Raw genomic sequence first — 24,702 nt, forward strand, 5'->3', positions numbered from 1 at the left:
AAAATTGAAAATGAATAAAAGAAGAGACCATGTTGGTATTACATGGTCTCTTCTTTTATTCATTAATACTAAGTAATTGTGGAAAATATAGGGTGATTTGTAGTTTAATAGTAAAGAGAGTGATTAGTATTAATTTTCTTTGTTTTTAAAATTTTAAGTATATAAATGTTTAACAGGGGGGGATAAAGTGAAATTCGTAAGCATTAAAAAAGATGAAATCTTAATTGGGGATATGGCAAAATTGTATTGTAAAGTATTTGAGAAAATAAATTTCAATGAAATGATCGAGCGAATGAATAGGCATATAGAATATACAGGTTTTAAAGGTATAGTAGCAATAAATGATGAAAATGAAGTAGTTGGCTTTACTTATGGTTATCGCTCAATGGAGGGACAGTACTATAATCAATTAATGAGAGAAGCGTTACATCTAGAGCAAGTAGACGAATGGTTACAAGATTGTTTTGAATTTGTAGAGTTAGCAGTCCACCCACAATATCAAAATGAAGGTCTTGGAACGAAATTACATAATGAATTACTAGAAGGGATTCCAAATAGAACGAGTGTTTTAACAACACAAATAAACAATGAAAAAGCACGTTCGTTATATGAAAGATTAGATTGGATAAATGTATTGGAGCCATTTCATCCAAGTACAAATGATGTTCCATATGTAATAATGGGAAAAGCATTAAAAACAAAAGTGAATTGATAATTATGCCATTCACAAAAATGGTTGGTTTGTAATAATGAAGGGGAAAACGAAAATGACGAGAATATCTATAGAAAAAGCTACAATTTTAGATGCTGAGAAATTAACAGAAATAATGAAAAGAACATTTGATGCAGAAGCAAAACAATGGCTATACGGCCAAGATGATGTCATTGATTATAACATTCAACCGCCAGGGTATTCTTCAGTTGAAATGATGGAATATTCCATTGAAGAATTGGATTCTTTCAAAGTTGTAATGGATAAAGAAATAATTGGAGGGATAATAGTTACGATTTCTGGTAAGTCGTACGGTCGAATTGATCGTATTTTTGTAGCTCCTGTTTATCAAGGAAAAGGAATTGGATCACATGTTATGAAATTAATAGAAAAGGAATATCCAAACATAAAGATTTGGGATCTCGAAACATCTAGTAGACAAATTAATAATCATCACTTTTATAAAAAGATGGGCTACCAAATGATTTTTGAATCGGAAGATGAGTATTGTTACGTGAAAAGAATAAAAACAAGCTCAAACAAAGAGAGTGTAGTTACAAATAAAGATATGAAAAATAGTCAATACGAAAACTGTAATTTAGCAAATACAGGGTATTATCAAGTGAATTTAAAAAACAGTTCATTTGTTGGTAACAATATAATGAATACGAATATGAGTAATTGCAATGTAAGTCAATCAAAGTTTAGAAATATAAATTTTAGAAGTTCATCATATGCAGATTTAAATCTTTCTGGCAGTAAATTTAATTTGGTGACTTTAGGTGGAGTACAATTCAAAAATACAAGTCTCGGAGATGAGAAGGAACCTATTGTATTCGATAAATGTGACTTGGAAGGTAGCACCATAAGTAACAGTAATCTGAAAAATATTGAAATAGAAAATTGTGATATAGTCGGTATGGAAATAAATGGTATTCAAATTGAAAATTTGCTTAATTTATATAGCAAGGTGAAAAGTTAATCATATAGATATGTTGTTAATCTTTTTGGAAATTAAATATTATATCGGAATAATTATGTAAAAATGACATAAAGAAATACGGACGAGAAGGTCATTCATGAACATTTCTAGAATACACACAAATATATTGTTATTTATATGGAGGAGAGAAAGATGGGGGTTAACGTTAGAGCAGTAGAAATACAAGATGCTAGAGCAATTCATTGTATATGTATACAAGATGACGTTTTACCGTATATGGTTTTCTTACCTAGCATGCGTGTAGAAGCTATGGAAAATAGAATTCGAAATTTAGCACCAAATCAATTTGAATTTGTTGCAGAATATGATGGAGAAGTTGTTGGATTTGTAAGTTTAACACAAAGTCCAGGCCGAAGATCTCATTCAGGCGATTTATTCATTGGGGTAGACAGTGAATATCATAATAAAGGAATTGGGAAAGCACTTCTTATGAAGATGCTTGATCTGGCTGATAATTGGTTAATGTTAGAGAGAGTAGAACTAGGTGTGTTAGAAACGAATCCAAAAGCAAAAGCTTTATATGAAAAATTTGGATTTGTAGAAGAGGGGGTAAAGATAGGGAATTTGAAAGCTCACGGAAAGTTTATTAATGAAATTATGATGAGTCGTTTTAGACCGAATGGTTTAATTGTACATAATTGATAGTTAAAAGCATGACAGTATACTGTCATGCTTTTTCATTAGAATTTGGCTGTAATAAAAATAATGCTAAACCAATAAAAATAACGGCAATTCCTAGTCCTTGTTGTAAAGAAATGGTCTCATGTAATATAAAGTACGCTAGCATACAAGTGCCAATTGTTTCACCTAAAATACTCATTGAAATTACAGTAGCACTCATCCATTTTAATAACCAATTAAAAATGGTTTGTCCTAAAATTGTAGCAATGAAAGCTAATCCAATAAAGCACAACCAAGTTTGTGTAGAGTAATGGATGAAAGATTCTTGTTGCGTGAAAGCAAATATGCCAAGAAAGCCAGCACTACTTCCATAACTAATTACCGAATAGGGTATAAGTGACAAATCTTTACGGACGTGTTGGCTAATGAAAAAATAAGCAGTAATGATACCAGCAGCGATAAATGCTAAAATATCTCCATATAAAGCTTCTCCACTAATTTGGAAATCTTGCCAGCCAATGATGATACTACCTGAAATGGCGATGAGGCAACCAATAACCGCTCCTTTCGTAAATCTCTCCTTAAATAAAAAATAACCACCAATTATTGAGAACAAAGGTTGTAACGTTACGATAACTGTAGAGCTTGCTACAGAAGTATATTGTAATGATTCAAACCATAGTACATAATGTGCAGCTAAAAATAGCCCAGATATGAATCCGAATGTCCATTGTTTTTTCGTTAAAGTTTTTAGCTCATTTCGACTATTTTTATTAAATAGTAATAACGGTAACAGGATCAGTGTGGCAAAGAATAATCGGTAAAAAGCAATGATTGTCGCAGGAGCAGCTGCCAATTTTACAAAAATTGCTGAAGTTGATAAGGCGAATACACCAAAAAATAAGATGAAATATGAAAGAATAGGTGATTTCAAAGTTTGTCCCTCCGATAGATTGTTTATTATAATAAACTTAGTGCGATATAATATACAAAGGTAAGTATATAAGTCCCGGAGATAATAGGAAAGGATTATTTGCCTTTGTTTAGTATGTCAGCACAAAGACAATGAAATATGCATTATGATGGACGAAAGGAAGTTTTACTATGATACATGATAGGCTTGGACAAACGGTATTAAGTTATCGTAAGAAAAATAATATGACAATTCGTGAATTCGCTGAGTATGCAGGGATTAGTACATCACTAATTAGCCAAATTGAAAGAGGACATGCTAATCCTTCTTTAAATGTTTTGGAGTTAATTGCAAAAGCATTAAATGTACCGCTGTTTACACTTTTTATTAACGATATTGATACAGATTCGCTCATTTCCAAGAAAAAAGATCGAAAAAAAGTATATCGGGAAAACAATGATCACATTGTATATGATGTATTAACACCTGATTTTATGAAAGCACGTATTGAAATGCTAATGATGGATTTAAATAAACAAGCAAACACAACAGAAAGCCATTATTCCCATGAAGATAAGGAAGAGATTGCTGTTATTATGAAAGGGGAAGTATACGTAGAATTGGAGGGAAAAGAATATTTTTTAGAAGAAGGCGATGTTGTACGTATTCCACCAAATGTGAAGCATCGATTTTTGAATAAAAGTGATGAATCGAATCACATTTTATTTGTCCTGACACCATCTTTAGGATGAAAATATAGTGATTTTAATTAGGGGAGAAAGAAAATGGAAAACAAAAGTATTTTAAAAGGCGGCCTTTCAATTATTTCTCAATGCAAAAAAGAAACAAATGATATTTGGCATGCGCATTTTGGAGCAGCTGCAATTGCTAGTTATTTTAATCATATAAAGAGAGCTCCAAATTATAAAGATATAACATTAGAAAAATTCCGGTATGTTATTCATTCTTAATGAACTTTAATAATCTGAAAAAAGAAGCTTAATCTAGTTTCTTTTTTTGTTAGTAGTATATTATTTTTTCAAATATGTAAGATTTTACATGCGTATTTTACTTTTACTAATTATGTAAGTAGGCTATACTGAAATACATACATTTTATTTTTGGAGAGATGTAAAACGACATGGAACTAGCGAAATTGGAAAAAGTAATTGAAATAAAAAAAGAAGAACTTTTATATTTAGTATCGGATTATGGAATTCAACATGAAAAAGTATTGGCATTGAGTCAAGAACTAGACAAATTAATCAATTACTTTATGTTTTTAAAATAAAGAGAACTATGACGGGGTTTGTAAATGTTATAGTTCTTTTTTATTAGGTAATTTGAAAATATATTCAAATATATTGTCTAATTTCTTACAGAATGCGCAACTTGCTAGTCGAATATAAGGACTTTTGGTTATAATAAAAAGGAATTATTAATTGTATCGGTTAGGAGCGCAGCACATATGAAAACAGTTGTTGTTATCGGTGGAGGTATAACGGGACTTTCTACTATGTTTTATTTAGAAAAATTAAAAAAGGATTATAATATCGATTTAAATTTAATTCTTATTGAGAAAGAAGAGTATTTAGGTGGTAAAATCCATAGTGTGGAAGAAAAGGATTTCATTATGGAGTCAGGAGCGGATTCAATCGTTGCTCGTAATGAATATGTTATGCCACTTGTAAAAGATTTAAATTTAGAAGATGAAATGGTATATAATGAAACGGGTATTTCTTACATATATTCTGAAAACATGTTACATCCGATTCCTTCTGATACTATATTTGGGATACCTATGAGCGCCCGGTCGCTGTTTAGCAGTACGCTAGTCTCAACGAAAGGGAAAATCGTAGCTTTAAAAGATTTCATAACGAAAAATAAAGAGTTTACGAAAGACACATCACTTGCTCTATTTTTAGAAAGTTTCTTAGGGAAAGAGTTAGTGGAAAGACAAATTGCTCCTGTGCTTTCAGGCGTATATTCTGGTAAATTGAATGAGCTTACAATGGCATCTACATTACCATATTTACTGGATTATAAAAATAAGTATGGAAGTATTATTAAAGGTTTTGAAGAGAATAAAAAACAATTTCAATCAGCAGGAAATAAAAAATTCGTATCATTTAAAGGTGGACTATCTACGATAATTAATCGCTTAGAAGAAGTGCTGACTGAAACTGTCGTAAAAAAAGGTGCTATAACGACGGCTGTAAGTAAACAAGAAGATCGATATGAGATTTCTTTTGTAAATCATGAAACAATACAAGCTGATTATGTTGTTTTAGCAGCTCCACATGATATAGTACAAACTTTATTACAGTCTAATGAGTTAAATGAGCAGTTTAATACATTTAAAAACTCATCTCTTATAAGTATTTACTTAGGATTTGACATACTAGATGAACAACTACCAGCTGACGGCACAGGGTTTATTGTAACGGAAAACAGTGATTTACATTGTGATGCTTGCACATGGACAAGTCGAAAGTGGAAACATACATCGGGTAAACAAAAATTATTAGTAAGAATGTTTTATAAGAGCACCAATCCGGTATATGAAACAATCAAAAATTATAGTGAAGAAGAATTAGTACGAGTTGCTTTATATGATATTGAAAAAAGTCTCGGAATTAAAGGTGAACCAGAAGTAGTCAAAGTTACAAATTGGAAAGATTTAATGCCGAAATATCATTTAGAACATAATCAAGCGGTTCAAACATTGCAAGAAAAAATGACGAATCTTTATCCAAATGTATATTTAGCTGGTGCCTCATATTACGGTGTCGGAATTGGTGCGTGTATTGGAAATGGAAAGAATATAGCCAATGAAATAATGGCTACATTAAATAAATAATACTGTAGAATAAATAAAAACTGTCCCTTCAGCAAAATGGAGGAACAGTTTTTATTTATTTTATTTGAATCGAAATTGTATTGTTTTTTACATTGTTTTCTTTTATTGTTAATGTTATTTCTCCAGACTCTTTAAATGAATACGGTGATAGTTGATAAATATCTTTTATATCATGTTTTTCTTGTAATTTATTTACCGGTATTGATACGATATTTGGCTTCCATGTTTCTTGTTTTCCTGAAGGATATTCTATAAGTATTACCGGATTTTTTAACTGTATTGTTTTCCAAGAGACGAAATATAGTTGTACTTCTGTATCTTTTTTTAATAATTCTTCGGAGAAATAACCGAATTCGCCTACATTACCGAAAACAGTATAATTTTGATTTTTTAATTTAATATCTAAATAACTAGGTTGATATGTTACTGCATGATAAGTTCCATATGAAAGTGAGAGTATGGCAGCGATTAAAATACCGATTGAAAATGTCCTAAAGCTATTGCCTTTAAAGCTAGTCATCATGAATGAGTTTGGTGTGAATTTTTTTGCGAATAAAAAAATAAGTAATATGAGTAAGAGGGATAAGCCGATGAATATATACATAGGAAATTTACACCTCCACAATAAAAAAATACATTAACTATATTTTACCATAAATGTATGGGGTAGGGTGGTTGTTTAGAAGGAGAAAATGAAGAAACAATTTCTTTACAGTTCTTGATAATTTAAAATTAGATTTATGGAAATTATAGCGTCATGTTTGATTGGCAATCAGAAGGTATCCAATTCGTGTATATAGAATAAAGAGGGAATGCGCCATTAGAAATGTTTGATTTATGGAACAATAAGGACTTTACTAATTATACATATTTTTTCTGATATAATGAACGAGTAGAGAGAAAGGAGTGATCCTATGGCATTTCCTATATTAGAAACCGAACGCTTACGTTTAGTTGAAATAGAACAATCTTATTGTCAAAAAATATATGAAATCTTTTCATTGGATGAAGTGACGTGTTATTACGGTATGAATTCTTTTACGGAGTTTGGACAAGCTTCACGTATGATCGAATCTTTTTCAAAAAATTACTTTGAGAAAAAGGCAATACGATGGGGAATTGTGTTAAAAGAAACGAATGTTTTAATAGGAACAATTGGACTAAACAATTTACAATTATGGAGCAAACGATCTGAGATTGGATATGATCTGCATCCTCATTATTGGGGAAATGGTTATGCTTCAGAAGCAGCTCGAGAAATTATTGATTATGGATTTAAAGATTTAGGTTTGTTTAGAATTGGAGCTATTACATATCCTGAAAATGTTACTTCTTGTAGAATGTTATCTAAAATTGGCTTCCAAAAGGAAGGTCTATTGCGCGGATATATTCATCAAGGAAATAAGCAACACGATGCATTATTGTATTCTATAGTACGAACTGATATTGAGGACATAAATTTATAATAAAAAAACCTCTTAATTAAAAGAGGTTTTTTTTATTATAAATTAACCTAATTTAGGTAATAAACGTTCTCCGCTTTTCATGCTACTTTTACATAAAGGGCATTTAGGCTCTTCTTCAAATGAAAAGTTCTTTCTCATCCATCCTAAACAATCCTCTGATTCACATTCCCAAACAGGGGTTTGTTCTGGTGGTACTTCTGCTACATCGTTCTTTCGATTGCGATACATGTAACCACTCCTTTTATGTAAAAAATTTTAGTTATATATTAAAAAGGTTGTTAACCTTGCTGGTAACAACCTTTTTATTGTTTGAATTATAGCTTTACAACGTTTTTAGCTTGAGGTCCGCGGTTACCTTCTTCAACTTCAAAGCTAACTTCTTGACCTTCGTCAAGAGACTTGAAGCCGTCGCCAGTGATAGCTGAGAAGTGAACGAATACATCGTTACCGTCTGCAACTTCGATGAAACCGAAACCTTTTTCGCTGTTAAACCATTTTACTTTACCTGTTAATGTCATGGTAATGCCTCCTAAAAGTAGAAAAATTACAATATGATCGGCCTTATTTGAATGAAAATAAAATTTCACATATTATCAAAAACCCATAAGGAGTACAAACTGTCCCTGATTGATACTTGATAATATGCAAAGAAAATATAGTGTTAAATTGACCTTAATTACTATCTTACAACAAATGGTGGGAAATAGCAAGTGCTGGTAATACCACTGAGTAATCTGGGTGATAATAGTAAAGGCACAAAGGCACCTCTTTTATTTATATATTATTCCTAATTTGGATTTATGCAAAATCATGTAAGAAAAACTTAGAGTAAATATTAATAATGTATTTTTTATAGTAAAATATGGATGTTTACTGTTGGTAGTTAAATATTATAAAAGGAGAAAAGAAAGTGAAAAATAATTCATTTTTAATAATTGAAGCAGCAAAAGCAGGGAGAAAAAAGGTCCATCCAGTCTTTGTTGTAATATTAGCCATTATATTTTTGACTTTAGGCGAACTTTTTATGTTATTTATGTTATTTTTACCGAAAGCTGAAACGATATTCATGAAAGGTATTTATGACAATGTTAGAATGGTGTTAACGTTTGGCGGAGCTATATTTATTTTATTTATATGGGTTCGTTTTGTAGAAAAAAGACCTTTTTCATCCATTGGCTTTTGGAAAGAGAAATGGATGAGAAAGTATTTAAAAGGTGCGTTAATAGGGTTTTTATTTATTTCAACGCCAGTTATTCTACTATTATTAATGGGGAGTGTGAAATTGCAAGTACAACATATTACCTCAACAGTGATAGTAGGAATAGTAGGATCTCTAGTTGCATTTTTAATACAAGGGGCAACGGAAGAAATTATTGTACGAGGTTGGTTATTCCCGGTTCTTTCTGTTAGAAGTCGTATATGGGTTGGAATAATTGTAACTTCATTTTTATTTGGATTTCTTCATCTACTTAATCCAGGAATTACAATATTATCTATATCGAATATAATATTAGTGGGTGTTTTCGCAGCTTTATATGTATTGAAAGAAGACGGTCTGTGGGGAATATGTGCATGGCACTCAATTTGGAACTGGGCTCAATATAATGTATATGGTTTTGCAGTTAGTGGCACAACTGTATATTCTACTCCAATTTTTAAGTCTATAACAAATGGACCAGAAACATTGCATGGAGGCACGTTCGGAATTGAAGGTAGTATCATTACAACAATCATGCTCACTATTGCTTCAATTGTTTTATGGAGAAAGTTATGGGGAAGAAAAGTGAAACAACGAAATTTTAGTTAATGAAAGAGGGAGAAATTATGGGGATAATAGCATTTGAGGGAGCAAGCGCTGTTGGTAAAAGTACCACGTGCCGTGAATTAGAAAAGAATTATGGTGCTTATATAATACCTGAAGTGAATTCTTTATTTGAAAGGCCAAAAAATGAACATAGAACATGGTATTTTGAAAAACAAGTTGAGCGCTGGAATATAGCTGTTCAGAAGTCAGAGCAATATGAATTAGTAATACTCGATGGCGATATATATCAGCCACTTAGTTATAATTGGTGTTTTCATTTTGATATATTTAATCAGCCATTATCTTTAATAGAAAATTTTTATAAAGAAAAGATGATAAATAGGGAAATTGGTTTTCCAGATCAATATTTTTATTTATATACGAACGATGAAGAACTTAGAAAACGGAAAGTATCTGATGAAACGAAAAGAAGGAGAAACTTTGAAAAACATTTACATATATCAAAATCGTTTCAGCGTTATTATGAAAATTTAAATACTGTTACAGATGGGTATTGTAAATTAATTGAGGCAAAAAGTGTAAGAAATAATGAATTAGAAATAGTGAGAAACTCAAAAAATTTGAACGTGTGTGAAGAAGGACGTTTTGATGTTTCGAGGTTAGATGCTATTACGAAGTGGTTAAAAGAAAATCGTGCATAAAGTAAAAACAACGAGTGTTGTAGAACGCAATCGTTGTTTTTTTGTTTCTTTATAAATATAAAGGAAAAATTTGTAGAATATTTTCAATATTTAACAGAATAATCTTTTAATTTAAAAGGAAAAGAAATACAATATGAGGAAGTATATATAAATAATATGATAGGGGATGGGATGCGATATTTGGAATGAAGTAACAGTTTTTATATAAGAAATAATTAGGTAGTCAGAACAGAGAAATTTGGGAGGAAACAAGCGAGATGAAAACATTTTTGAAAATAATAGGTGTTATAGCTGGTATGGCGGTAATTGGAGTAGGTTTAACATATGGTATGCTGCATTATTTAAATAATAGTAAACCAGCTGCGAAAAAGGCATCACCAGCTGCTCCAGCAGTAGAAGTATTAGCTGATAGTAACGTAAAAGCAGAAGATGCAAAGCTTTTAGAAAATGGAAATTATTCATTGCCGAATAGTGGTTTTAATAAAAATTTTAAATGGACAGATGAGAACATACAGACAGCATTACATGAAATGGCACATCAAAAAGCGAAAGCTGATCAAAAGTGGGGCTATATTTTTATTACACAAGAGCGGATTGAAAGCTTAATTGATATTGTAAAGAGTAATGATCTTGTACAGGGAAGTACATATGTAGAAATTTTAGAACGATGGAAACAAGGAAAATATGAAAAGGTTGATGGGGATCATAATAAGATTTGGAAATTACAAAGTGGGAATTTAGGAGAAGGAAAAGGAGTAATGTCGGTAGCTGAGCAAAAAGAATTAATTAATCAAGTGTTTATGAACAAAGGTACATATTCAGGTAGTAAATTAATTGCAGGTGGGGGACAGACTAATAAATAGTATACTAATTAATGAAAGAGAGTAATTGCTTATTAGGCAATTACTCTTTTTCTATGTACGTCTTAATATTTTAGTCTCGTTCAAGTAAGGAAAGGAACGATTGTAATACCGGGGAAATCCATCTAGATTTATGATAGATTACATAACTTTGAATAACTGTTGGAGTTTCGATAGGTTGAAAACATAGTTGTCCTTTTTGGCAACTTTCTTGTACAACGATATAAGGAAGAATTGAAATGCCTAACTCACACATAACGGATTGTTTAATGACTTCAACATTGGAAGTTTCAAATGTTTTAGCTGGAATATTTCCACTTTGACGTAAAAAACGATCTACCATTGGCCTATAGCCGCAGCTTTGTTCTGTAAAAATGAACTGGGTGTCCTGTAATAACTGGAATGGATTTGTATGTGCAGAGGAATAAGCTGGTAAAATCCATCCAAATGTTTCATTACTAAAAGTACGCGTAATAAAATCATTATGTTCTATACTTTCTCCAATTATGAAGACAACGTCTGTTTCTCCTTCACGTAATTTTTGTAATGCTTGTTCATTTGTGTTTGTTTCAAGTACGATATTTACTTTTGGATTTTTCTGTTTGTAAGTACGTAATAATTGTGGTAATCGGTATACCGCTAATGATTCATTAGATGTAATACTTAATGTACCTTCTAAATAATCTGTATTTTGGGGGATTTCTCGCGCTTTTTCATATATTGAAAGTAATTCTAATGCATAAGGATGAAATTGATGACCTGCTTTTGTAAGTAGCACTTTTTTCCCTAACCGATCGAAAAGAGGAATATGTAAATCGTTCTCTAAAGCTTTCATATGTGCTGTAACAGTAGATTGCGCATAACCTAGCGCATGCGCAGCCTTAGAAAAATTACCATACTTCACAATGGCGCAAAATGTTTTAACATGTCTCATTTCCATAAGCGATCCCTCTTTTATTATCATGATTTGTGAATGATTATATCATGTATTTTAATTTTCCAAATGATTAAATTCTGTATAAAATGAAATTGTAGAAATATTCATTCAGGTGATATTGGAGGAGAAAAGATGAAAAAAAAGGGCTATCATGTAGCTGTTGTTGGGGCTACAGGTGCGGTAGGGCAAAAAATTATTGAACTGTTAGAGAATGAAATGAAGTTTAATATAGTTGAAGTTACATTGCTTTCGTCAAAACGATCCGCTGGTAAGAAAGTAAGATTCAAAGGACGAGAGATAATTATAAAAGAGGCAAAAACAACTAGCTTTGAAGGTGTAGATATTGCCTTTTTTAGCGCTGGGGGAGAAGTATCTAGACAATTTGTAACTCATGCAGTTTCTAGTGGTGCGATTGTAATTGATAACACAAGTGAGTACCGAATGGCACAAGGTGTACCGCTCGTTGTTCCGGAAGTGAATGCGCATACTTTAAAGCAGCATAAAGGTATCATTGCAGTTCCAAATTGTTCAGCATTACAGATGGTAACATCACTTCAGCCGATTCGAAAATCATTCGGTTTAGAAAGAATCATCGTTTCAACATATCAAGCCGTATCGGGTTCTGGCATTCATGCGATTCATGAATTACAAGAGCAGGCTAAGTCTATGCTTGCTGGTGAAGAAGTGAAAAGTAATATATTACCGGCGAAAAAAGATAAAAAACATTACCCAATAGCGTTTAATGTACTGCCTCAAGTAGATATATTTACAGACAATGATTTTACTTTTGAAGAAGTAAAAATGATTCAAGAAACGAAGAAAATATTAGAAGATGAAAACCTGAAAATGGCAGCTACTTGTGTACGTGTTCCAGTTGTATCAGGGCATTCAGAATCGGTTTATATAGAACTGGAAAAAGAAGCAACCGTTACGGAAATTAAGGAAGTATTAATGGATGCACCAGGTGTTATTTTGCAGGATAACCCTAGTAAACAGCTGTATCCAATGCCATTATATGCAGAAGGGAAAATAGATACATTTGTCGGAAGAATACGTAAAGATCCTGATATGCCAAACGGATTCCACCTCTGGATTGTTTCTGATAACCTATTAAAAGGTGCGGCTTGGAATTCAGTTCAAATCGCAGAGACTTTAGTAGAAAAGGGAATACTTTAATCTAGTTTGAAAAACCGGGGAATCGATAATCATTTTCCGGTTTTTATCCCGCTATTTGCTGGGCAGTAAGACCCCCACTGATTAAAGCTTCACTTTATTTAATAATTGTTTTCTTTATTTCGCCCAACTTTAATTTAAATTAGTCGTTATTGAATTTTTATAAATATCTACTTTATGTGCAGTGAAGCGTAAGGTTTTGGATTCTGCATGAATTGTTAGGTTAATAATAATCGATAACGGCATTTCGACCGTTTTCACAATATCTTCTATAGCAATATACTCATTTTCTGCTTTGTTATAATAAACAACAGAACGAATTACTGCCTCGTTATTTTCAATGTCAATTTCACACATCATAGGGAATTTTTCACCATTATGTAAGAATAGTTCGCCTAGTACGATTGAACCGTTTAGCTCCTCTGTAAAATTAGTAGTTGCTGCTGGTTTTACCCATGTTTCGTCATGTTCTTCGTTTTCCTCTTCATCTATTGCCCATTCCCAAATGGGGTTTTGTTTTAGGTCTTCAATAGTTAATTCATCAATTGGTTTGCAATTGCTCATACATAATTCTCCTGTTGCTTTGATAAATAAGTTTCTTAATCTCAAAAATTAGATGATTGCTTACGAGTAAGTTCAATATAGTATTTTGCTCATTTGATATTAAACTATTTTATTTTGAAGTAAAGCTTCTGTAGCAATATTAACAAAAAAATAATTATTTAGTAAATAATTATTAGTGGAGGTTTTAAAGTGGCATGGAGTTAAGGTAAGGTAGTAAAAAACATCAAGAATGAATGGGATTCATTTGGTACGATATGGATATGTTTAATAAGAGGGGGAATTTGATGTATCAAGTAAAGGGGTATTTTTCATCGCTCAAAGGAAGTCATTATGAAATTGGTAAGCAACAAGGTGAATTTGTGAAACAACATTCTTATCTTATTCCGCAATTTATAGAGCAAGAAAACTTAATATCGCATAACCATTGGACAGAATCTAGAAATATATTAAATCAATATTGTTCTGGAATTAATGAAGAAATTGAAGGTTTTTGTGAAGTGTTAAAAATTCCTTCAAAAAATATGATGTATTACTATCAAACACTATTGAAAGCAGGTTGTAGTCATTGTGCAGTATTACCTAAAAAGACAGATTTAACTCACACTTATGTATTAAGAAATTATGATTTGTCACCAGTAATAGATGATATGCGTTTTTGCTCGACGCATGTTGAAGGTGCGTATGCACATAGTGGCTTTTCTACTCAATATTTTGGTCGAACAGAAGGGGTTAACGAACATGGATTATCTGTTACATTTTCAGCATGTGGTCAACCAGTAGGAAACATTGCAGGTTTAAGAAAGCCAATGGTAAATGGTTTACAGTGTTTTGCGGTAATTCGATTGTTGTTGGAGAAATGTAAAAATGTGCAGGAAGCTAAATCACTAATAGAAGAAATACCAATTGCTAGTAATATTAATTTAATAGTAGCTGATCCTTTAAACGCAGCACATATTGAAATATTTGACGGTCATAAATCCACAACAACGATTGATGGTGACAACCAAGCTTTTATTGTATCAACAAACCATGCAGTTAGTTCATCAATTCAGAAATTAAATAATAGGAAATTAGAACAATCTACAAAGAGATATCATGTTTTACATGAGCATTTAAATGGATATGAACAAGTGAGCATAGAGTCTTTAAAAAAGTTAGTAGAAGAATATCCTGATGGACTGACTGTACATAACTATGAAGAATGGTTTGGAACTTTACATTCTGTATTATTCGATTTACATGATCGTACAATGAAGATTTGTTTCGGATCACCACTTTTAAACGACTGGTACTCATTGAAAGTTGGAGGAAGTATGCCGTTTTCTGAGGTGAACGTGAACTTTAAAAATAAAACTTATACTGACTTTTGGAGGGAAGATAAGAATGAATTGATGCCTAAAAGATAAATGAGATAAGATGATAATGAAGAGAGTGCATTTACACTGGAGGGATTACCAATGCTAAAAGTTATGTTACCATTTATTCTTATCTTTTTTCTTGTCATTGCGATGTATATTGCTTATCAAAAGAGAAAAAAAACCGGGATAAAAGGATTGAAAAGTGCGTTAACTTCTATTTGCTTCTTTTCACTCGCAATTTTAAATATGTTTGCATATTGGTTTCACTTTGGCGGTGCTTTTACTTGGTTATTTTCAATTGTATTATTGCTAGTTGGTGCATATTTTACTAAATATATTCCAATATCTAAAAAGGTACATTAAAATCTATAAGAGTTTAATATAATGTTTACTTTGTTTTGAAAAGAGATTATTCTACTAGATCGTTGTGAAACGGTTTCATAGGATAATCTCTTTTTTTTAGTTTTGGAAAGAACTTACTGTGCTTTTTAGTTGTTCAATAAATTCTTGAGTTGCAGCACACATATATTTATCTTTTCTATAAATTAACCCTATTTCAATTGTTGGAGTAGGGTTTTCTATTTTAATAGCTTGAATGTTATTATTTTGTAAAAAGTCTATATATGGTTTGGGTAACACTGTAATTCCCATTCCTTTGGAAACCATTTGGATTAAAGATTCCATCGTGCTAATTTCTAAAATTGGTCTTGGTTTAAAGTTGAATTTTTGACAATAAGATGTAATTAGTTCGGTTAAAAAGAAATTTTTAGGTAAAAGAATTAAAGGATAGTTCTGTAATTCAGCAATAGATACATGATTACGTTCAGCTAATCGATGACCAGTGGGCACGACTAATGTAAGATCGCTTTTGTATAGAGGGATAGAGATAATCTCTTTATCTTGCACTGGGAGAAATGTAATTCCAATATGTAGTTCGTTTTGTAATAATTTTTTACGAATATCTCCTGTACGAAGCCCTAATACAGAAAGCTCTATATTAGGATATAAATTATTAAAATTTAAAATAGCTGGTGGTAGTAAGTAATTTACAACGGTTAACAAAGCCCCTATTGTTAAGGAACCTTGCTGTAATCCGTTTAGGTCTTGAATAGCTGAACGAGCTTGTTCGACTTCATGAAAAATGGTTTTACTATGTGATAATAAAATCTTCCCTGCTTCAGTTAGAGATATTTTTTTACCAATTCGATCGAAAAGTGGCATTCCTACTTCATGCTCTAATGCACGTATTTGTTGACTTAGAGAAGGCTGTGAAATATTTAATTTCTCAGCTGCTTTTGTGAAATGTAATTCTTTTGAAACAGCTAAAAAGTATTCAAGTTGTCGTAATTCGATTGAAATCACCTCAAGTATAATAATAGGTTATACCTATCATTATTATATAAATAATTGAATTGAACAATGATTTTAGAGGTTTTATAATCATCTTTAAATAACAGAGAGGGTTGTAAAAATTAATTGAGAGAAAATACATGTAACACCTTTAAAGGAGGAAATAGAATGGCTAATGAATATCAATTATTATCTTTAAATATAGGATTACCAAAAGAGGTTACATACGGCGGAAAGGTAATTCATACAGGCATAAATAAGAAACAAGTAAAGGAACCGGTATATTTATCCTTTGTAAAATTTAATGGGGATGGACAAGCTGACTTAGTTCATCATGGAGGAGTAGATAAAGCAGTTTGTGTTTATACTGGTGATCACTATCCATACTGGGAAAAAGAATTGAATCAAGATCTTGTATATGGGGCTTTCGGAGAAAATATAACAGTTAGTGGTATGAGCGAAGAGGATGTTTGTATTGGTGATACGTTTGAGCTAGGACAGGCAATCGTACAGGTAACACAACCAAGGCAACCTTGTTTTAAATTAGCAAAAAAATATAATATTCCAAAGTTACCACTATATTTTCAAGAAACAGGATATACAGGATTTTATTTTCGTGTATTAAAAGAAGGATGGGTATCATCAGTCGACACCTTAAAAAGACTACAGTCTGATCCAAAAGGTGTTTCAGTAGCATTCGCTAACCGTATTATGCATAAGGAAAAACAAAATATTGAAGGGGTAAAAAGGATATTAGAAGTAAATGCACTTTCAAATAGTTGGAGAAAGTCTTTTGAAAAGCGTATAAGTGGAGAAGAAATTAATACGAAGGAAAGACTTGAAGGGATAAAAGAATAAAAATATTTTATTATAAATAGTGTATTTCTATTAGTAAAGGCTAATTAGAAAGCGCTATTTTTATAAAATAAACTAATTAATATCCGAAAATCTTAATATTTTTTTATTCGACTTATTTTCAAATAGTCGAAACATAAAATTAATTAGACTTTTTTTTTATGTTTTATGATAGTATATTGATTGGTAAGACCTCTATTTTTAAGAGTAGGTCATATAAGTATATCTAATTTAATGGAATTTAACATTTGGAGGTACAACATGGGGAATGTTGAAAAATTGGCAAGTCTTCTAATAGAAGAACCGAAAAGAGAGCAGTTATTTCCTTTATTTGAAGAAGTGTTTGGAATTACAACTCAAACATTGAATGATTTTTCGGATAAAGGATATTGGGATGATACATATAAAGCTTTATCATTTTTACAAGAAGATAAAGTGATTGCAAATGTTGCGGCATTTTCACTCCCATTATTAATTAATGGTGAAAAAATAAATGCGGCGGGTATTCAATCAGTAATGACACACCCTAATTTCCGTAGACAAGGGCTAATGACACAATTAATGAGTAAAATGATAGAAGAAATTGATAAGAAATGTGAATGTGCATTATTGTTTACGGAAAAACCTGAACTATATACAGCATTTGGATTTAAAGTTGTGCAGGAATATTTGATGACTATACCATATGATAAAAATATTAATAATAACCATTCACTACTTAAAAAGTTAGATTTCTATAATATAGAGAATAGACAGTTAATACATGAAACTATTGATAGTAGCCAAAGACTTTCAAATAGTTTTTCAACTTTAAACTTCCATCCTTCATTTTATTTGAATATGTATGATTCAGAATGGAATGAGAAACTGTATTATTCAGAGAAACTAGATGCTTTAATCGTTTATGAAGTAGACAATGAAAAGTTGAAATTATTTGGAGTATTTGCGCCAGTACTTCCGGTTTTAGATGAATTATGTGGAGAAATCAATGAAAGGTTTACGGAAATCGAATTTTATTTTTCTCCGGATCAATTAGGGGTTGAGGATGTACAGTTTACAGAATTACAGTCTAGCAAGTATTTAATGGTTCGAAGTGATAAAGAGTTAGATTTTAAAGGTTATAAATTCCCAGTATTAGCGGAGTTTTAAATGTCTATATAAATGCTTTGTTATGGAGGAGCTATGAATATATCGTATATACCAGAAAGTATTGAGCAACTCACTATAATGAATGTACCTGAATACTATAAAATTAATGACAATCATGCGTTTATTGTCCGTTCGAAAGCAGAAACCGATTTTTGGCTTAAAACACATTATGGTTTTGAAGTAATGAATGGTCATGTATTTTATAATGAGATGATGACAGACTTTCAAGCTGAAGTTCAGTTACGTATGAATCCAAATTCAAAATTCGATCAAGCAGGTCTTTTTGTTATGATTTCGGAGAACTGTTGGCTGAAAACTTCATTAGAATATATTCCAGATGGTCCATCTCACTTAGGTGCTGTCGTAACGAATAATGGATATTCTGACTGGTCAACGCAAGATTATCCAACTGAAGCAGCTAAGCAACAACTTCGTTTTCGCATTATTCGAAAACGCGGTGATTATACAATATATGTGAAAAAGAGCCATCAATGGGAACAAATAAGAATCGCTCATTTAATGGAGGATATAGGGAATGAGCCTATTAAAATAGGTTTTTACACGTGTAGTCCTTCTAAAAATAAGGGATTTGAGACTGAGTTTTTAAATTTTACAATTGAAGAAATATAGATGAAAAACCGTATTCTTTTTATTAAGAATGCGGTTTTTGTATTTACATAATATAAAGCATATGTATTGACCAGAAAGTCATTAATACTTATCATTTAATAATGTTAAATATTAATTTACATAATATAATAGAAGTAATGAAGAAATTGCAAAAAATATCGCTTAAATAAGGAGGGATATGAATTATTCAGTGGTAATTTCATAGGAAAAGGAGATTATGTATGAAATCATTTCGTAAGTTATTACAGTATTTAAAACCATACATGTTCTTCGCTATTATTGGACCGCTATTTATGGTACTTGAGGTTGCGATGGACTTAATTCAACCGACTATTATGCAACATATCATTGATGTTGGGATTGCAAATCGGGATTTAAATTATGTAATAAAAATGGGGCTTCTTATGATAGGAGCAGCAGCACTCGGTTTAGTTGGAGGGCTTGGGTGTATGATGTATTCTACAAAAGCAGCTGTTAATTTCGCTACAGACATACGAAAAGATGTGTTTGCGACAATAGAAACATTTTCTAGTAATAATCGTTATTCATTTGGAACAGGTAAATTATTAACGATTGTGACGAATGATATCACTTCCATCCAATCGGCAATGACAATGACATTACGTGTTCTCGTTCGTGGTCCGCTGTTGTTTATTGGAAGTATAATTATTGTTTTTGTAACAGCGCGAGAGTTATTTCCAATATTACTTGTAGTTATTCCAATTTTATTACTTGCGATTATTTTAATTGCAAGCAAAGCAAGTGGTACATTTAAAAAGGTGCAAGAGGCATTAGACAAAGTCAATACAAAGTTACAAGAAAATTTATCTGGTGTGCGTGTTATAAAAGCGTATGTAAGACAAAAATATGAAATCGCTCAATTTGGAAATGTAAATACAAATTTAACGAAGATAAATATTCGAGCTGTGCAGCTTATTTCTTTAATGATGCCAATCATTATGCTAGTTGTAAGTGGCGGGATTGTCGCAACATTATGGATTGGTGGAGAAAAAGTATTCAATGGAACGCTTCAAGTAGGAGCGATTTTGGCATTTATTAATTACTTGAATATCATTTTAATGTCACTTATGTCGATTAGCATGGTATTTATTCAAATTGCGCGAGCTTTTCCATCTGCGGATCGTGTACAGCAAGTGTTAAATACAGAGGTTGATATTATAAGCGGAGCGAATGCGATCGAACCTGAGAAAATCGAGGGGAATATTCAATTTAAAAATGTTAGTTATAGCTATACGAAAAATAATGAATACGTTTTAAAAGATATTTCGTTTAGCATACAAAAAGGTGAAAAAGTAGGGATTATTGGATCGACTGGAAGTGGTAAATCTACCTTAGCGAAGCTGTTACCACGTCTATATGATGTTGATCAAGGTGAAATATGTATAGATGGAATAGATGTTAAAACATATGATTTGCAAAAACTCCGTGCTTCAATAGGGTTTGTACCTCAGAAGGCTTTGTTGTTCTCAGGTAGTATAGAAGAGAATTTACGTTATGGTAAAGAAGATGCAACACATGATGAGCTGGAAGTAGCAGCTGCATCAGCTTGTGCGACTGAGTTTATCAATAAGCTGGGAGAATCTTATCAATATAATTTAACACAAGGTGCGACAAATTTATCAGGTGGACAAAAACAACGTCTATCAATTGCAAGGGCACTTGTGAGAAAACCACCGATTCTCATATTAGATGATTCTACATCAGCAGTTGATGCGAAATCAGAGGCTACTATTCAAACAGCTTTAAAAACAAAATATAAAGGCACAACGACTTTATTAATTGCGTCCAAAATTTCTTCCATAATGGATGCGGATAAAATACTTGTATTAGATAATGGTGAATTAGTTGGCAATGGTACACATGAACAATTATTAGAACAAAGTGAGGTTTATCAGGAAATTTATCTTTCCCAAGGTGGTAATTTGCATAAAGAAGGTGGGGAAGAACATGCGTAATTTTCAAGGGCAATTTGCTAATAAAGGTGGACGAAACACGCCAAAGATGGGGAAAGCTAAAAATGCTCAAGGAACTGTAATGCGGATATGGAACTATATGGGCTATCAAAAAGCTGCTCTTATGTTTGTTATATTTCTAGTCGTTGTTACTACTTTACTTGGATTATTAGGTCCCTATTTTATGGGAGTCATTATAGATCAATATATTGTACCGAAAGATTTAAGTGGTACAGCAAGAATGTGTATGTTACTTATCGCGATTTACGGTGTAACTGTACTTTTAACATGGTTACAAACATTTGTCATGATTAACGTTGCATTAAAAACAATTCAAAAAATAAGACAAGATATTTTTGAGAAAATCCAAACGCTTTCTTTACGGTTCTTTGATGTGCGTTCTCAAGGTGATTTAATGAGCCGGGTGACAAATGATATAGATAATTTGAATCAAGCTTTGACACAAAGTGTTGTACAAATTATTTCATCAGCGTTAACTTTTATAGGTGTAACGATTGCGATGTTCGCTTTAAATTGGATTTTAGCAATTGTAACTTTAATTACAGTACCTATTATGTTTTACGTTACAAAAAAACTAGTTGCATATAGTGGTAAAAACTTTGCGAAGCGTCAAAAAGATTTAGGTGAATTAAATGGATTTATTGAGGAAGCAATTACAGGTGCGGATGTTACGACGTTGTACGGAAAAGAAAAAGAAACTGTACAAAACTTCAATAAAATTAATGAACAGCTAAGAGTTTCAGCTACGAAGGCTGATACATTTTCAGCTTTTATTTTTCCAAGTATGAACTTTATTAATAACTTAGGTATGGGGCTTGTCATTGGGACTGGATCAGTTATGGTCTTAAACGGAATGACAACAGTAGGTGTTATTGCAGCTTTTATTAATTATTCTCGTCAATTCTCAAGACCGTTAAGTCAATTTGCGACTTTAATGAATACAATTCAAGCGGCAGTTGCTGGTGGAGAACGTGTTTTTGAGATTATGGATGAGGTACCAGAAATTCAAAATAAAAAAGACGCATTTGTTGTACAAAATTTACAAGGGCATGTTGCACTTGAGAATGTTTCATTTGGCTATGCAGAGAATAAAACGATTTTAAAAGAAGTGAGTCTTAAAGCGCAGCCAGGAGAGACAATTGCTTTAGTTGGTCCGACTGGATCAGGGAAAACAACAATCATTAATTTGTTAACTCGCTTTTATGATATACAGCAAGGACAAATTCATATTGATGAAAAAGATATAAAAGATTATGATATTAATTCTTTACGAAGTAAAATAGGAGTAGTTTTACAGGATACGTATTTATTTGCTGGTTCGATTATGGATAATATCCGTTATGGACGCTTAGATGCTACTGATGAAGAAGTCATCACTGCAGCCAAGGCAGCATCTGCACATTCTTTTATTAAGCATTTGCCAAATCAATATGAAACAGAAATTGCTTCAGAAGGATCGAATTTAAGTCAAGGACAAAAACAACTTCTTGCGATTGCACGAGCAATTTTAGCAGATGCAGATATATTAATTCTCGATGAAGCGACATCTAATATTGACACAAGAACAGAATTACAAATACAAGCAGGACTAAATAATTTAATGAGAGGTCGCACAAGTTTTGTGATCGCTCATCGACTTAAAACAATTGAAAAAGCAGATCAAATCCTTGTTATAAAGGATGGAAGAATTTTAGAAAGAGGGGATCACGAATCTCTTATGAAAGATAAAGGATTCTATTTTGATTTGTATACGAGTCAGTTTAAAATATAGTAAAAGCATTGATATGTTGCGGTTTCTCTGAGAGGAGAAACCGCATTTTTTATATTTATAAATATTACTATTCAAATAGTTTTTCACTACATGTTTTAACAGTATCCTCCTGCATTCCAGGCAAAACATGTGAATAGCGATTTAATGTTATGAACATATGTTTATAACTGAAGTGTTCACTTACAGTCTTTGGATGTATACCTTGTTTCAAAAGTAGCGTAGCATGTGTATAACGTAAATCATAAAATTGAACCTTAAAAATTGGAATTTAAATAAAAAGAGCACTGTTAAAAGCGCTCTGAGACAAACCATATATTTAGAGAGGAATCAAGATAATATATGGATATTGTGTGAGAATGTTGTAGGTTTTAATTAAAAATAAAGCACACATATAAGTGTGCTTTTATGAACGCTTTAGATTTGTATGACTATATAGTCATACAATAAAATATGCTTGTTTGATATAAATGTGTGTAAAATCTATAAAAAGATATTGTGTATAAGGAACATATTAAATGTTAATTAGCCAAGTCTTTTGTTTTTATCCTGTTATTTGCCGGGCAGTAAGACCCCCACCTCAAAATTTAGTGGAAGCAAAGAAGTTAGGTGGGGGCTGGACTGCCCGTAAAAGCCCGATTGGTGAGAGCTCATTAAAGTTTCACTTTATTAACGAATTTGCGCAACTGTTAACGCTGCAGAACGAATATCTACTGTACCTATTACTTCAACGGGGACAATTTGAATTAAATCACCAGGGTTTAAGTTAATTAGAATGACACCACTTGATACATCGACTTCACCAGTTCCGATAATATTAGAACGGACTGCGGTTCCGGATCCTGCAATAACATTAGTCGATGAATTTAATGTCAAGAAAAAGCGTGCTGCTTCCGGGGCTACTGGAACGTTATCAAGGCTAATCGTTAATGTATAGCTAATTTGATAAATACCAGCTACCTGAATTTTAATACCAGTTCCAGTACTAATTGTATCATTGATTACAGGGACAGTAATGTTAGGATTTGGGCCTGTACTAGGTAATAGTAGTGGTGTAAATAATGTTGCAAATTGAGGTGAAGTAGCATTGAAGGCAAAACCTAGGGCAGGTAGTGTACTAGATGCTTGTGCTTCACAATTAAAATTAGCGAATTTACGAATGGATGAGCGCATATTTTCACTCCTTTCTTGTATTTAGATTTCGTGAGTATTAACTTCACATTTTGGACAAGCATAATACAATATATGAAAATTTATAGTAGATAGTGCATAAGCGTTACTATTACGGATAAAGCTATGAATAATAATAAATACTATATGGAAAAAGCAGTTAGCTAATTTAGCTAACTGCTTAGTAGGTTCTCCAAGAGCAAATAGACGAAAAATTATTGCGCTATATAAAAGATCACTATAGATAAGTGCTCTTTTTGAGAGTGAGTATAAATTTCTATCATTCTATCTAGTATATGCACTGTATTATGTAGTTGCTACTAAAATTGATATGAACTTTTAAAATTAGAGGTTTCTTTTAATGAAACCTCTAAAAAGACAACTAAAGTTACGTTATAGTAAATTCAATTGCGATAGGAGTGCCTCCATCTAGGACAGCTCCTCCTACAATAGTAGCAGCTGTAGTAGTTACACCAGTAATAGTATCACCTGTTTGAATAACACCATTAATATAAAGTGTTAAAAAGGCATATGAAGCAGGGAATGTTGTTACAGCACCAGTGTCATCAGTGAAGTCTGTGTTAGCAAAAGTTAAATCTGCTCCAGCAGCAGTTCCTGTTGCTGCTGTACTTACAAATCGTCTTCCAGCTATAAAAGGTTTAACGATAGGCATTTATATTCACCCCTTTTTGAGAATTAACTCAGACAAGTTTTTTTGAAAGTTTTGTCCTGTATCGTATATTATGCTGTGCTTCTACTAAGAGATACGGCTTGTATACTAGTAAATAAATATAATTATTATGCGTTTTACAAGTTAGATTCTTATAAGTAATTAAGTGATTAAGGTTGGATT

General features: G+C 31.9%; 28 protein-coding genes. 19 read left to right on the forward strand and 9 right to left on the reverse strand.

The window, feature by feature from the left end:
• Positions 1 to 187 precede the first annotated feature (187 nt).
• From AXW78_RS11440 to AXW78_RS11450, 3 genes are all read left to right on the forward strand, one after another.
• On the forward strand, positions 188 to 712 hold the full coding sequence (locus AXW78_RS11440) for a GNAT family N-acetyltransferase (protein ID WP_000673978.1): 525 nt from the start codon (positions 188 to 190) through the stop codon (positions 710 to 712).
• A 37-nt stretch (positions 713 to 749) separates the two neighbouring features.
• Entirely contained in the window at positions 750 to 1,694 is a 945-nt protein-coding gene (locus AXW78_RS11445; RefSeq protein WP_061884142.1) for a GNAT family N-acetyltransferase, read from the forward strand.
• 153 nt (positions 1,695 to 1,847) lie between these two features.
• Complete coding sequence (locus tag AXW78_RS11450) at positions 1,848 to 2,357, forward strand: GNAT family N-acetyltransferase (RefSeq protein WP_000538742.1); 510 nt, start codon at positions 1,848 to 1,850, stop codon at positions 2,355 to 2,357.
• Between the two features lie 25 nt (positions 2,358 to 2,382).
• Here AXW78_RS11450 and AXW78_RS11455 read toward each other — a convergent pair whose 3' ends face one another.
• The gene (locus AXW78_RS11455) at positions 2,383 to 3,270 is read right to left on the reverse strand and encodes a DMT family transporter (protein WP_000841802.1); all 888 of its coding nucleotides are present in this window, start codon (positions 3,268 to 3,270) and stop codon (positions 2,383 to 2,385) included.
• A gap of 170 nt (positions 3,271 to 3,440) precedes the next feature.
• Here AXW78_RS11455 and AXW78_RS11460 point away from each other — a divergent pair, with 170 nt between their 5' ends.
• The 4 genes from AXW78_RS11460 to AXW78_RS11475 all read left to right on the forward strand — a co-directional run bounded on the left by AXW78_RS11460 (position 3,441) and on the right by AXW78_RS11475 (position 6,109).
• On the forward strand, positions 3,441 to 4,001 hold the full coding sequence (locus AXW78_RS11460; protein WP_000581041.1) for a helix-turn-helix domain-containing protein: 561 nt from the start codon (positions 3,441 to 3,443) through the stop codon (positions 3,999 to 4,001).
• 33 nt (positions 4,002 to 4,034) lie between these two features.
• Complete coding sequence (locus AXW78_RS11465) at positions 4,035 to 4,220, forward strand: hypothetical protein (RefSeq protein WP_000428904.1); 186 nt, start codon at positions 4,035 to 4,037, stop codon at positions 4,218 to 4,220.
• 170 nt (positions 4,221 to 4,390) lie between these two features.
• A complete protein-coding gene (locus tag AXW78_RS11470; RefSeq protein ID WP_000417698.1) occupies positions 4,391 to 4,540 on the forward strand; it encodes an aspartyl-phosphate phosphatase Spo0E family protein in 150 nt (49 codons plus the stop codon).
• Positions 4,541 to 4,717: 177 nt separating this feature from the next.
• Positions 4,718 to 6,109, forward strand: a complete 1,392-nt coding sequence (locus tag AXW78_RS11475; RefSeq protein ID WP_061884143.1) for a protoporphyrinogen oxidase — start codon at positions 4,718 to 4,720, stop codon at positions 6,107 to 6,109.
• 55 nt (positions 6,110 to 6,164) lie between these two features.
• Here the strand turns inward: AXW78_RS11475 and AXW78_RS11480 are convergent, their stop codons facing one another.
• Positions 6,165 to 6,713: a hypothetical protein gene (locus AXW78_RS11480; protein WP_000275250.1), complete on the reverse strand. Its 549-nt coding sequence runs from the start codon at positions 6,711 to 6,713 to the stop codon at positions 6,165 to 6,167.
• Positions 6,714 to 7,023: 310 nt separating this feature from the next.
• On the opposite strand from AXW78_RS11480, the gene AXW78_RS11485 reads away from it, so the two are divergent.
• A complete protein-coding gene (locus tag AXW78_RS11485; RefSeq protein WP_000885386.1) occupies positions 7,024 to 7,575 on the forward strand; it encodes a GNAT family N-acetyltransferase in 552 nt (183 codons plus the stop codon).
• A gap of 42 nt (positions 7,576 to 7,617) precedes the next feature.
• Here the strand turns inward: AXW78_RS11485 and AXW78_RS11490 are convergent, their stop codons facing one another.
• Both AXW78_RS11490 and cspD read right to left on the reverse strand, forming a co-directional pair.
• The gene (locus tag AXW78_RS11490; RefSeq protein ID WP_000286203.1) at positions 7,618 to 7,803 is read right to left on the reverse strand and encodes a cold-shock protein; all 186 of its coding nucleotides are present in this window, start codon (positions 7,801 to 7,803) and stop codon (positions 7,618 to 7,620) included.
• 86 nt (positions 7,804 to 7,889) lie between these two features.
• Positions 7,890 to 8,093, reverse strand: coding sequence for a cold-shock protein CspD (gene cspD, locus AXW78_RS11495; RefSeq protein WP_000176366.1), 204 nt, complete (start codon positions 8,091 to 8,093; stop codon positions 7,890 to 7,892).
• Between the two features lie 392 nt (positions 8,094 to 8,485).
• On the opposite strand from cspD, the gene AXW78_RS11500 reads away from it, so the two are divergent.
• The 3 genes from AXW78_RS11500 (at position 8,486) to AXW78_RS11510 (ending at position 10,904) form a co-directional block, all read left to right on the forward strand.
• A complete protein-coding gene (locus AXW78_RS11500) occupies positions 8,486 to 9,382 on the forward strand; it encodes a CPBP family intramembrane glutamic endopeptidase (RefSeq protein ID WP_061884144.1) in 897 nt (298 codons plus the stop codon).
• The gene (locus AXW78_RS11505) at positions 9,382 to 10,041 is read left to right on the forward strand and encodes an AAA family ATPase (RefSeq protein WP_116777498.1); all 660 of its coding nucleotides are present in this window, start codon (positions 9,382 to 9,384) and stop codon (positions 10,039 to 10,041) included. The genes AXW78_RS11500 and AXW78_RS11505 overlap by 1 nt, the downstream gene beginning before the upstream one ends.
• A gap of 257 nt (positions 10,042 to 10,298) precedes the next feature.
• The gene (locus AXW78_RS11510; protein WP_000846985.1) at positions 10,299 to 10,904 is read left to right on the forward strand and encodes a PRK06770 family protein; all 606 of its coding nucleotides are present in this window, start codon (positions 10,299 to 10,301) and stop codon (positions 10,902 to 10,904) included.
• 70 nt (positions 10,905 to 10,974) lie between these two features.
• On the opposite strand, the gene AXW78_RS11515 is transcribed toward AXW78_RS11510, so the two are convergent.
• Complete coding sequence (locus AXW78_RS11515; RefSeq protein ID WP_000425906.1) at positions 10,975 to 11,841, reverse strand: LysR family transcriptional regulator; 867 nt, start codon at positions 11,839 to 11,841, stop codon at positions 10,975 to 10,977.
• Between the two features lie 129 nt (positions 11,842 to 11,970).
• On the opposite strand from AXW78_RS11515, the gene AXW78_RS11520 reads away from it, so the two are divergent.
• Complete coding sequence (locus tag AXW78_RS11520) at positions 11,971 to 13,014, forward strand: aspartate-semialdehyde dehydrogenase (RefSeq protein ID WP_061884146.1); 1,044 nt, start codon at positions 11,971 to 11,973, stop codon at positions 13,012 to 13,014.
• Between the two features lie 129 nt (positions 13,015 to 13,143).
• Here the strand turns inward: AXW78_RS11520 and AXW78_RS11525 are convergent, their stop codons facing one another.
• A complete protein-coding gene (locus AXW78_RS11525; protein ID WP_061884147.1) occupies positions 13,144 to 13,575 on the reverse strand; it encodes a hypothetical protein in 432 nt (143 codons plus the stop codon).
• Between the two features lie 284 nt (positions 13,576 to 13,859).
• Here AXW78_RS11525 and AXW78_RS11530 point away from each other — a divergent pair, with 284 nt between their 5' ends.
• Positions 13,860 to 14,981, forward strand: coding sequence for a C45 family autoproteolytic acyltransferase/hydrolase (locus AXW78_RS11530; protein ID WP_061884148.1), 1,122 nt, complete (start codon positions 13,860 to 13,862; stop codon positions 14,979 to 14,981).
• 51 nt (positions 14,982 to 15,032) lie between these two features.
• A complete protein-coding gene (locus tag AXW78_RS11535) occupies positions 15,033 to 15,296 on the forward strand; it encodes a hypothetical protein (protein WP_000921852.1) in 264 nt (87 codons plus the stop codon).
• A gap of 96 nt (positions 15,297 to 15,392) precedes the next feature.
• Here the strand turns inward: AXW78_RS11535 and AXW78_RS11540 are convergent, their stop codons facing one another.
• The gene (locus AXW78_RS11540) at positions 15,393 to 16,295 is read right to left on the reverse strand and encodes a LysR family transcriptional regulator (RefSeq protein WP_046946310.1); all 903 of its coding nucleotides are present in this window, start codon (positions 16,293 to 16,295) and stop codon (positions 15,393 to 15,395) included.
• A gap of 156 nt (positions 16,296 to 16,451) precedes the next feature.
• On the opposite strand from AXW78_RS11540, the gene AXW78_RS11545 reads away from it, so the two are divergent.
• The 5 genes from AXW78_RS11545 to AXW78_RS11565 all read left to right on the forward strand — a co-directional run bounded on the left by AXW78_RS11545 (position 16,452) and on the right by AXW78_RS11565 (position 22,682).
• Positions 16,452 to 17,141 carry an MOSC domain-containing protein gene (locus tag AXW78_RS11545; protein WP_001262998.1) on the forward strand — a complete coding sequence of 230 codons (690 nt, stop codon included), beginning with the start codon at positions 16,452 to 16,454 and terminating at the stop codon, positions 17,139 to 17,141.
• A gap of 258 nt (positions 17,142 to 17,399) precedes the next feature.
• Positions 17,400 to 18,287, forward strand: a complete 888-nt coding sequence (locus tag AXW78_RS11550; RefSeq protein WP_000528676.1) for a GNAT family N-acetyltransferase — start codon at positions 17,400 to 17,402, stop codon at positions 18,285 to 18,287.
• A gap of 33 nt (positions 18,288 to 18,320) precedes the next feature.
• Positions 18,321 to 18,917, forward strand: coding sequence for a DUF1349 domain-containing protein (locus AXW78_RS11555; RefSeq protein ID WP_001027685.1), 597 nt, complete (start codon positions 18,321 to 18,323; stop codon positions 18,915 to 18,917).
• A 221-nt stretch (positions 18,918 to 19,138) separates the two neighbouring features.
• The gene (locus tag AXW78_RS11560; RefSeq protein ID WP_061884149.1) at positions 19,139 to 20,893 is read left to right on the forward strand and encodes an ABC transporter ATP-binding protein; all 1,755 of its coding nucleotides are present in this window, start codon (positions 19,139 to 19,141) and stop codon (positions 20,891 to 20,893) included.
• Positions 20,886 to 22,682, forward strand: a complete 1,797-nt coding sequence (locus tag AXW78_RS11565) for an ABC transporter ATP-binding protein (RefSeq protein ID WP_001243552.1) — start codon at positions 20,886 to 20,888, stop codon at positions 22,680 to 22,682. The genes AXW78_RS11560 and AXW78_RS11565 overlap by 8 nt, the downstream gene beginning before the upstream one ends.
• A gap of 666 nt (positions 22,683 to 23,348) precedes the next feature.
• On the opposite strand, the gene exsF is transcribed toward AXW78_RS11565, so the two are convergent.
• Both exsF and AXW78_RS11575 read right to left on the reverse strand, forming a co-directional pair.
• A complete protein-coding gene (gene exsF, locus AXW78_RS11570) occupies positions 23,349 to 23,852 on the reverse strand; it encodes an exosporium protein ExsF (protein WP_001257879.1) in 504 nt (167 codons plus the stop codon).
• 385 nt (positions 23,853 to 24,237) lie between these two features.
• Complete coding sequence (locus AXW78_RS11575) at positions 24,238 to 24,522, reverse strand: DUF4183 domain-containing protein (RefSeq protein ID WP_001123247.1); 285 nt, start codon at positions 24,520 to 24,522, stop codon at positions 24,238 to 24,240.
• Between the last annotated feature and the right edge of the window lie 180 nt (positions 24,523 to 24,702).

The organism is Bacillus thuringiensis (assembly GCF_001595725.1).
In the GTDB taxonomy this organism is placed as follows: Bacteria; Bacillota; Bacilli; order Bacillales; family Bacillaceae_G; genus Bacillus_A; species Bacillus_A thuringiensis_K.

Excerpts from the sequence above, each read along its gene's own strand:
- cspD (WP_000176366.1), bottom strand. The coding sequence starts at position 8,093 with ATGACATTAACAGGTAAAGTAAAATGGTTTAACAGCGAAAAAGGTTTC.
- AXW78_RS11575 (WP_001123247.1), bottom strand. The coding sequence starts at position 24,522 with ATGCCTATCGTTAAACCTTTTATAGCTGGAAGACGATTTGTAAGTACA.
- AXW78_RS11475 (WP_061884143.1), top strand. The coding sequence starts at position 4,718 with ATGAAAACAGTTGTTGTTATCGGTGGAGGTATAACGGGACTTTCTACT.
- AXW78_RS11535 (WP_000921852.1), top strand. The coding sequence starts at position 15,033 with ATGCTAAAAGTTATGTTACCATTTATTCTTATCTTTTTTCTTGTCATT.
- AXW78_RS11550 (WP_000528676.1), top strand. The coding sequence starts at position 17,400 with ATGGGGAATGTTGAAAAATTGGCAAGTCTTCTAATAGAAGAACCGAAA.
- AXW78_RS11470 (WP_000417698.1), top strand. The coding sequence starts at position 4,391 with ATGGAACTAGCGAAATTGGAAAAAGTAATTGAAATAAAAAAAGAAGAA.
- AXW78_RS11530 (WP_061884148.1), top strand. The coding sequence starts at position 13,860 with ATGTATCAAGTAAAGGGGTATTTTTCATCGCTCAAAGGAAGTCATTAT.
- AXW78_RS11465 (WP_000428904.1), top strand. The coding sequence starts at position 4,035 with ATGGAAAACAAAAGTATTTTAAAAGGCGGCCTTTCAATTATTTCTCAA.
- AXW78_RS11560 (WP_061884149.1), top strand. The coding sequence starts at position 19,139 with ATGAAATCATTTCGTAAGTTATTACAGTATTTAAAACCATACATGTTC.
- AXW78_RS11565 (WP_001243552.1), top strand. The coding sequence starts at position 20,886 with ATGCGTAATTTTCAAGGGCAATTTGCTAATAAAGGTGGACGAAACACG.
- AXW78_RS11505 (WP_116777498.1), top strand. The coding sequence starts at position 9,382 with ATGAAAGAGGGAGAAATTATGGGGATAATAGCATTTGAGGGAGCAAGC.
- exsF (WP_001257879.1), bottom strand. The coding sequence starts at position 23,852 with ATGCGCTCATCCATTCGTAAATTCGCTAATTTTAATTGTGAAGCACAA.
- AXW78_RS11485 (WP_000885386.1), top strand. The coding sequence starts at position 7,024 with ATGGCATTTCCTATATTAGAAACCGAACGCTTACGTTTAGTTGAAATA.
- AXW78_RS11515 (WP_000425906.1), bottom strand. The coding sequence starts at position 11,841 with ATGGAAATGAGACATGTTAAAACATTTTGCGCCATTGTGAAGTATGGT.
- AXW78_RS11445 (WP_061884142.1), top strand. The coding sequence starts at position 750 with ATGAAGGGGAAAACGAAAATGACGAGAATATCTATAGAAAAAGCTACA.
- AXW78_RS11555 (WP_001027685.1), top strand. The coding sequence starts at position 18,321 with ATGAATATATCGTATATACCAGAAAGTATTGAGCAACTCACTATAATG.
- AXW78_RS11520 (WP_061884146.1), top strand. The coding sequence starts at position 11,971 with ATGAAAAAAAAGGGCTATCATGTAGCTGTTGTTGGGGCTACAGGTGCG.
- AXW78_RS11545 (WP_001262998.1), top strand. The coding sequence starts at position 16,452 with ATGGCTAATGAATATCAATTATTATCTTTAAATATAGGATTACCAAAA.
- AXW78_RS11510 (WP_000846985.1), top strand. The coding sequence starts at position 10,299 with ATGAAAACATTTTTGAAAATAATAGGTGTTATAGCTGGTATGGCGGTA.
- AXW78_RS11480 (WP_000275250.1), bottom strand. The coding sequence starts at position 6,713 with ATGTATATATTCATCGGCTTATCCCTCTTACTCATATTACTTATTTTT.
- AXW78_RS11460 (WP_000581041.1), top strand. The coding sequence starts at position 3,441 with ATGATACATGATAGGCTTGGACAAACGGTATTAAGTTATCGTAAGAAA.
- AXW78_RS11450 (WP_000538742.1), top strand. The coding sequence starts at position 1,848 with ATGGGGGTTAACGTTAGAGCAGTAGAAATACAAGATGCTAGAGCAATT.
- AXW78_RS11525 (WP_061884147.1), bottom strand. The coding sequence starts at position 13,575 with ATGAGCAATTGCAAACCAATTGATGAATTAACTATTGAAGACCTAAAA.
- AXW78_RS11490 (WP_000286203.1), bottom strand. The coding sequence starts at position 7,803 with ATGTATCGCAATCGAAAGAACGATGTAGCAGAAGTACCACCAGAACAA.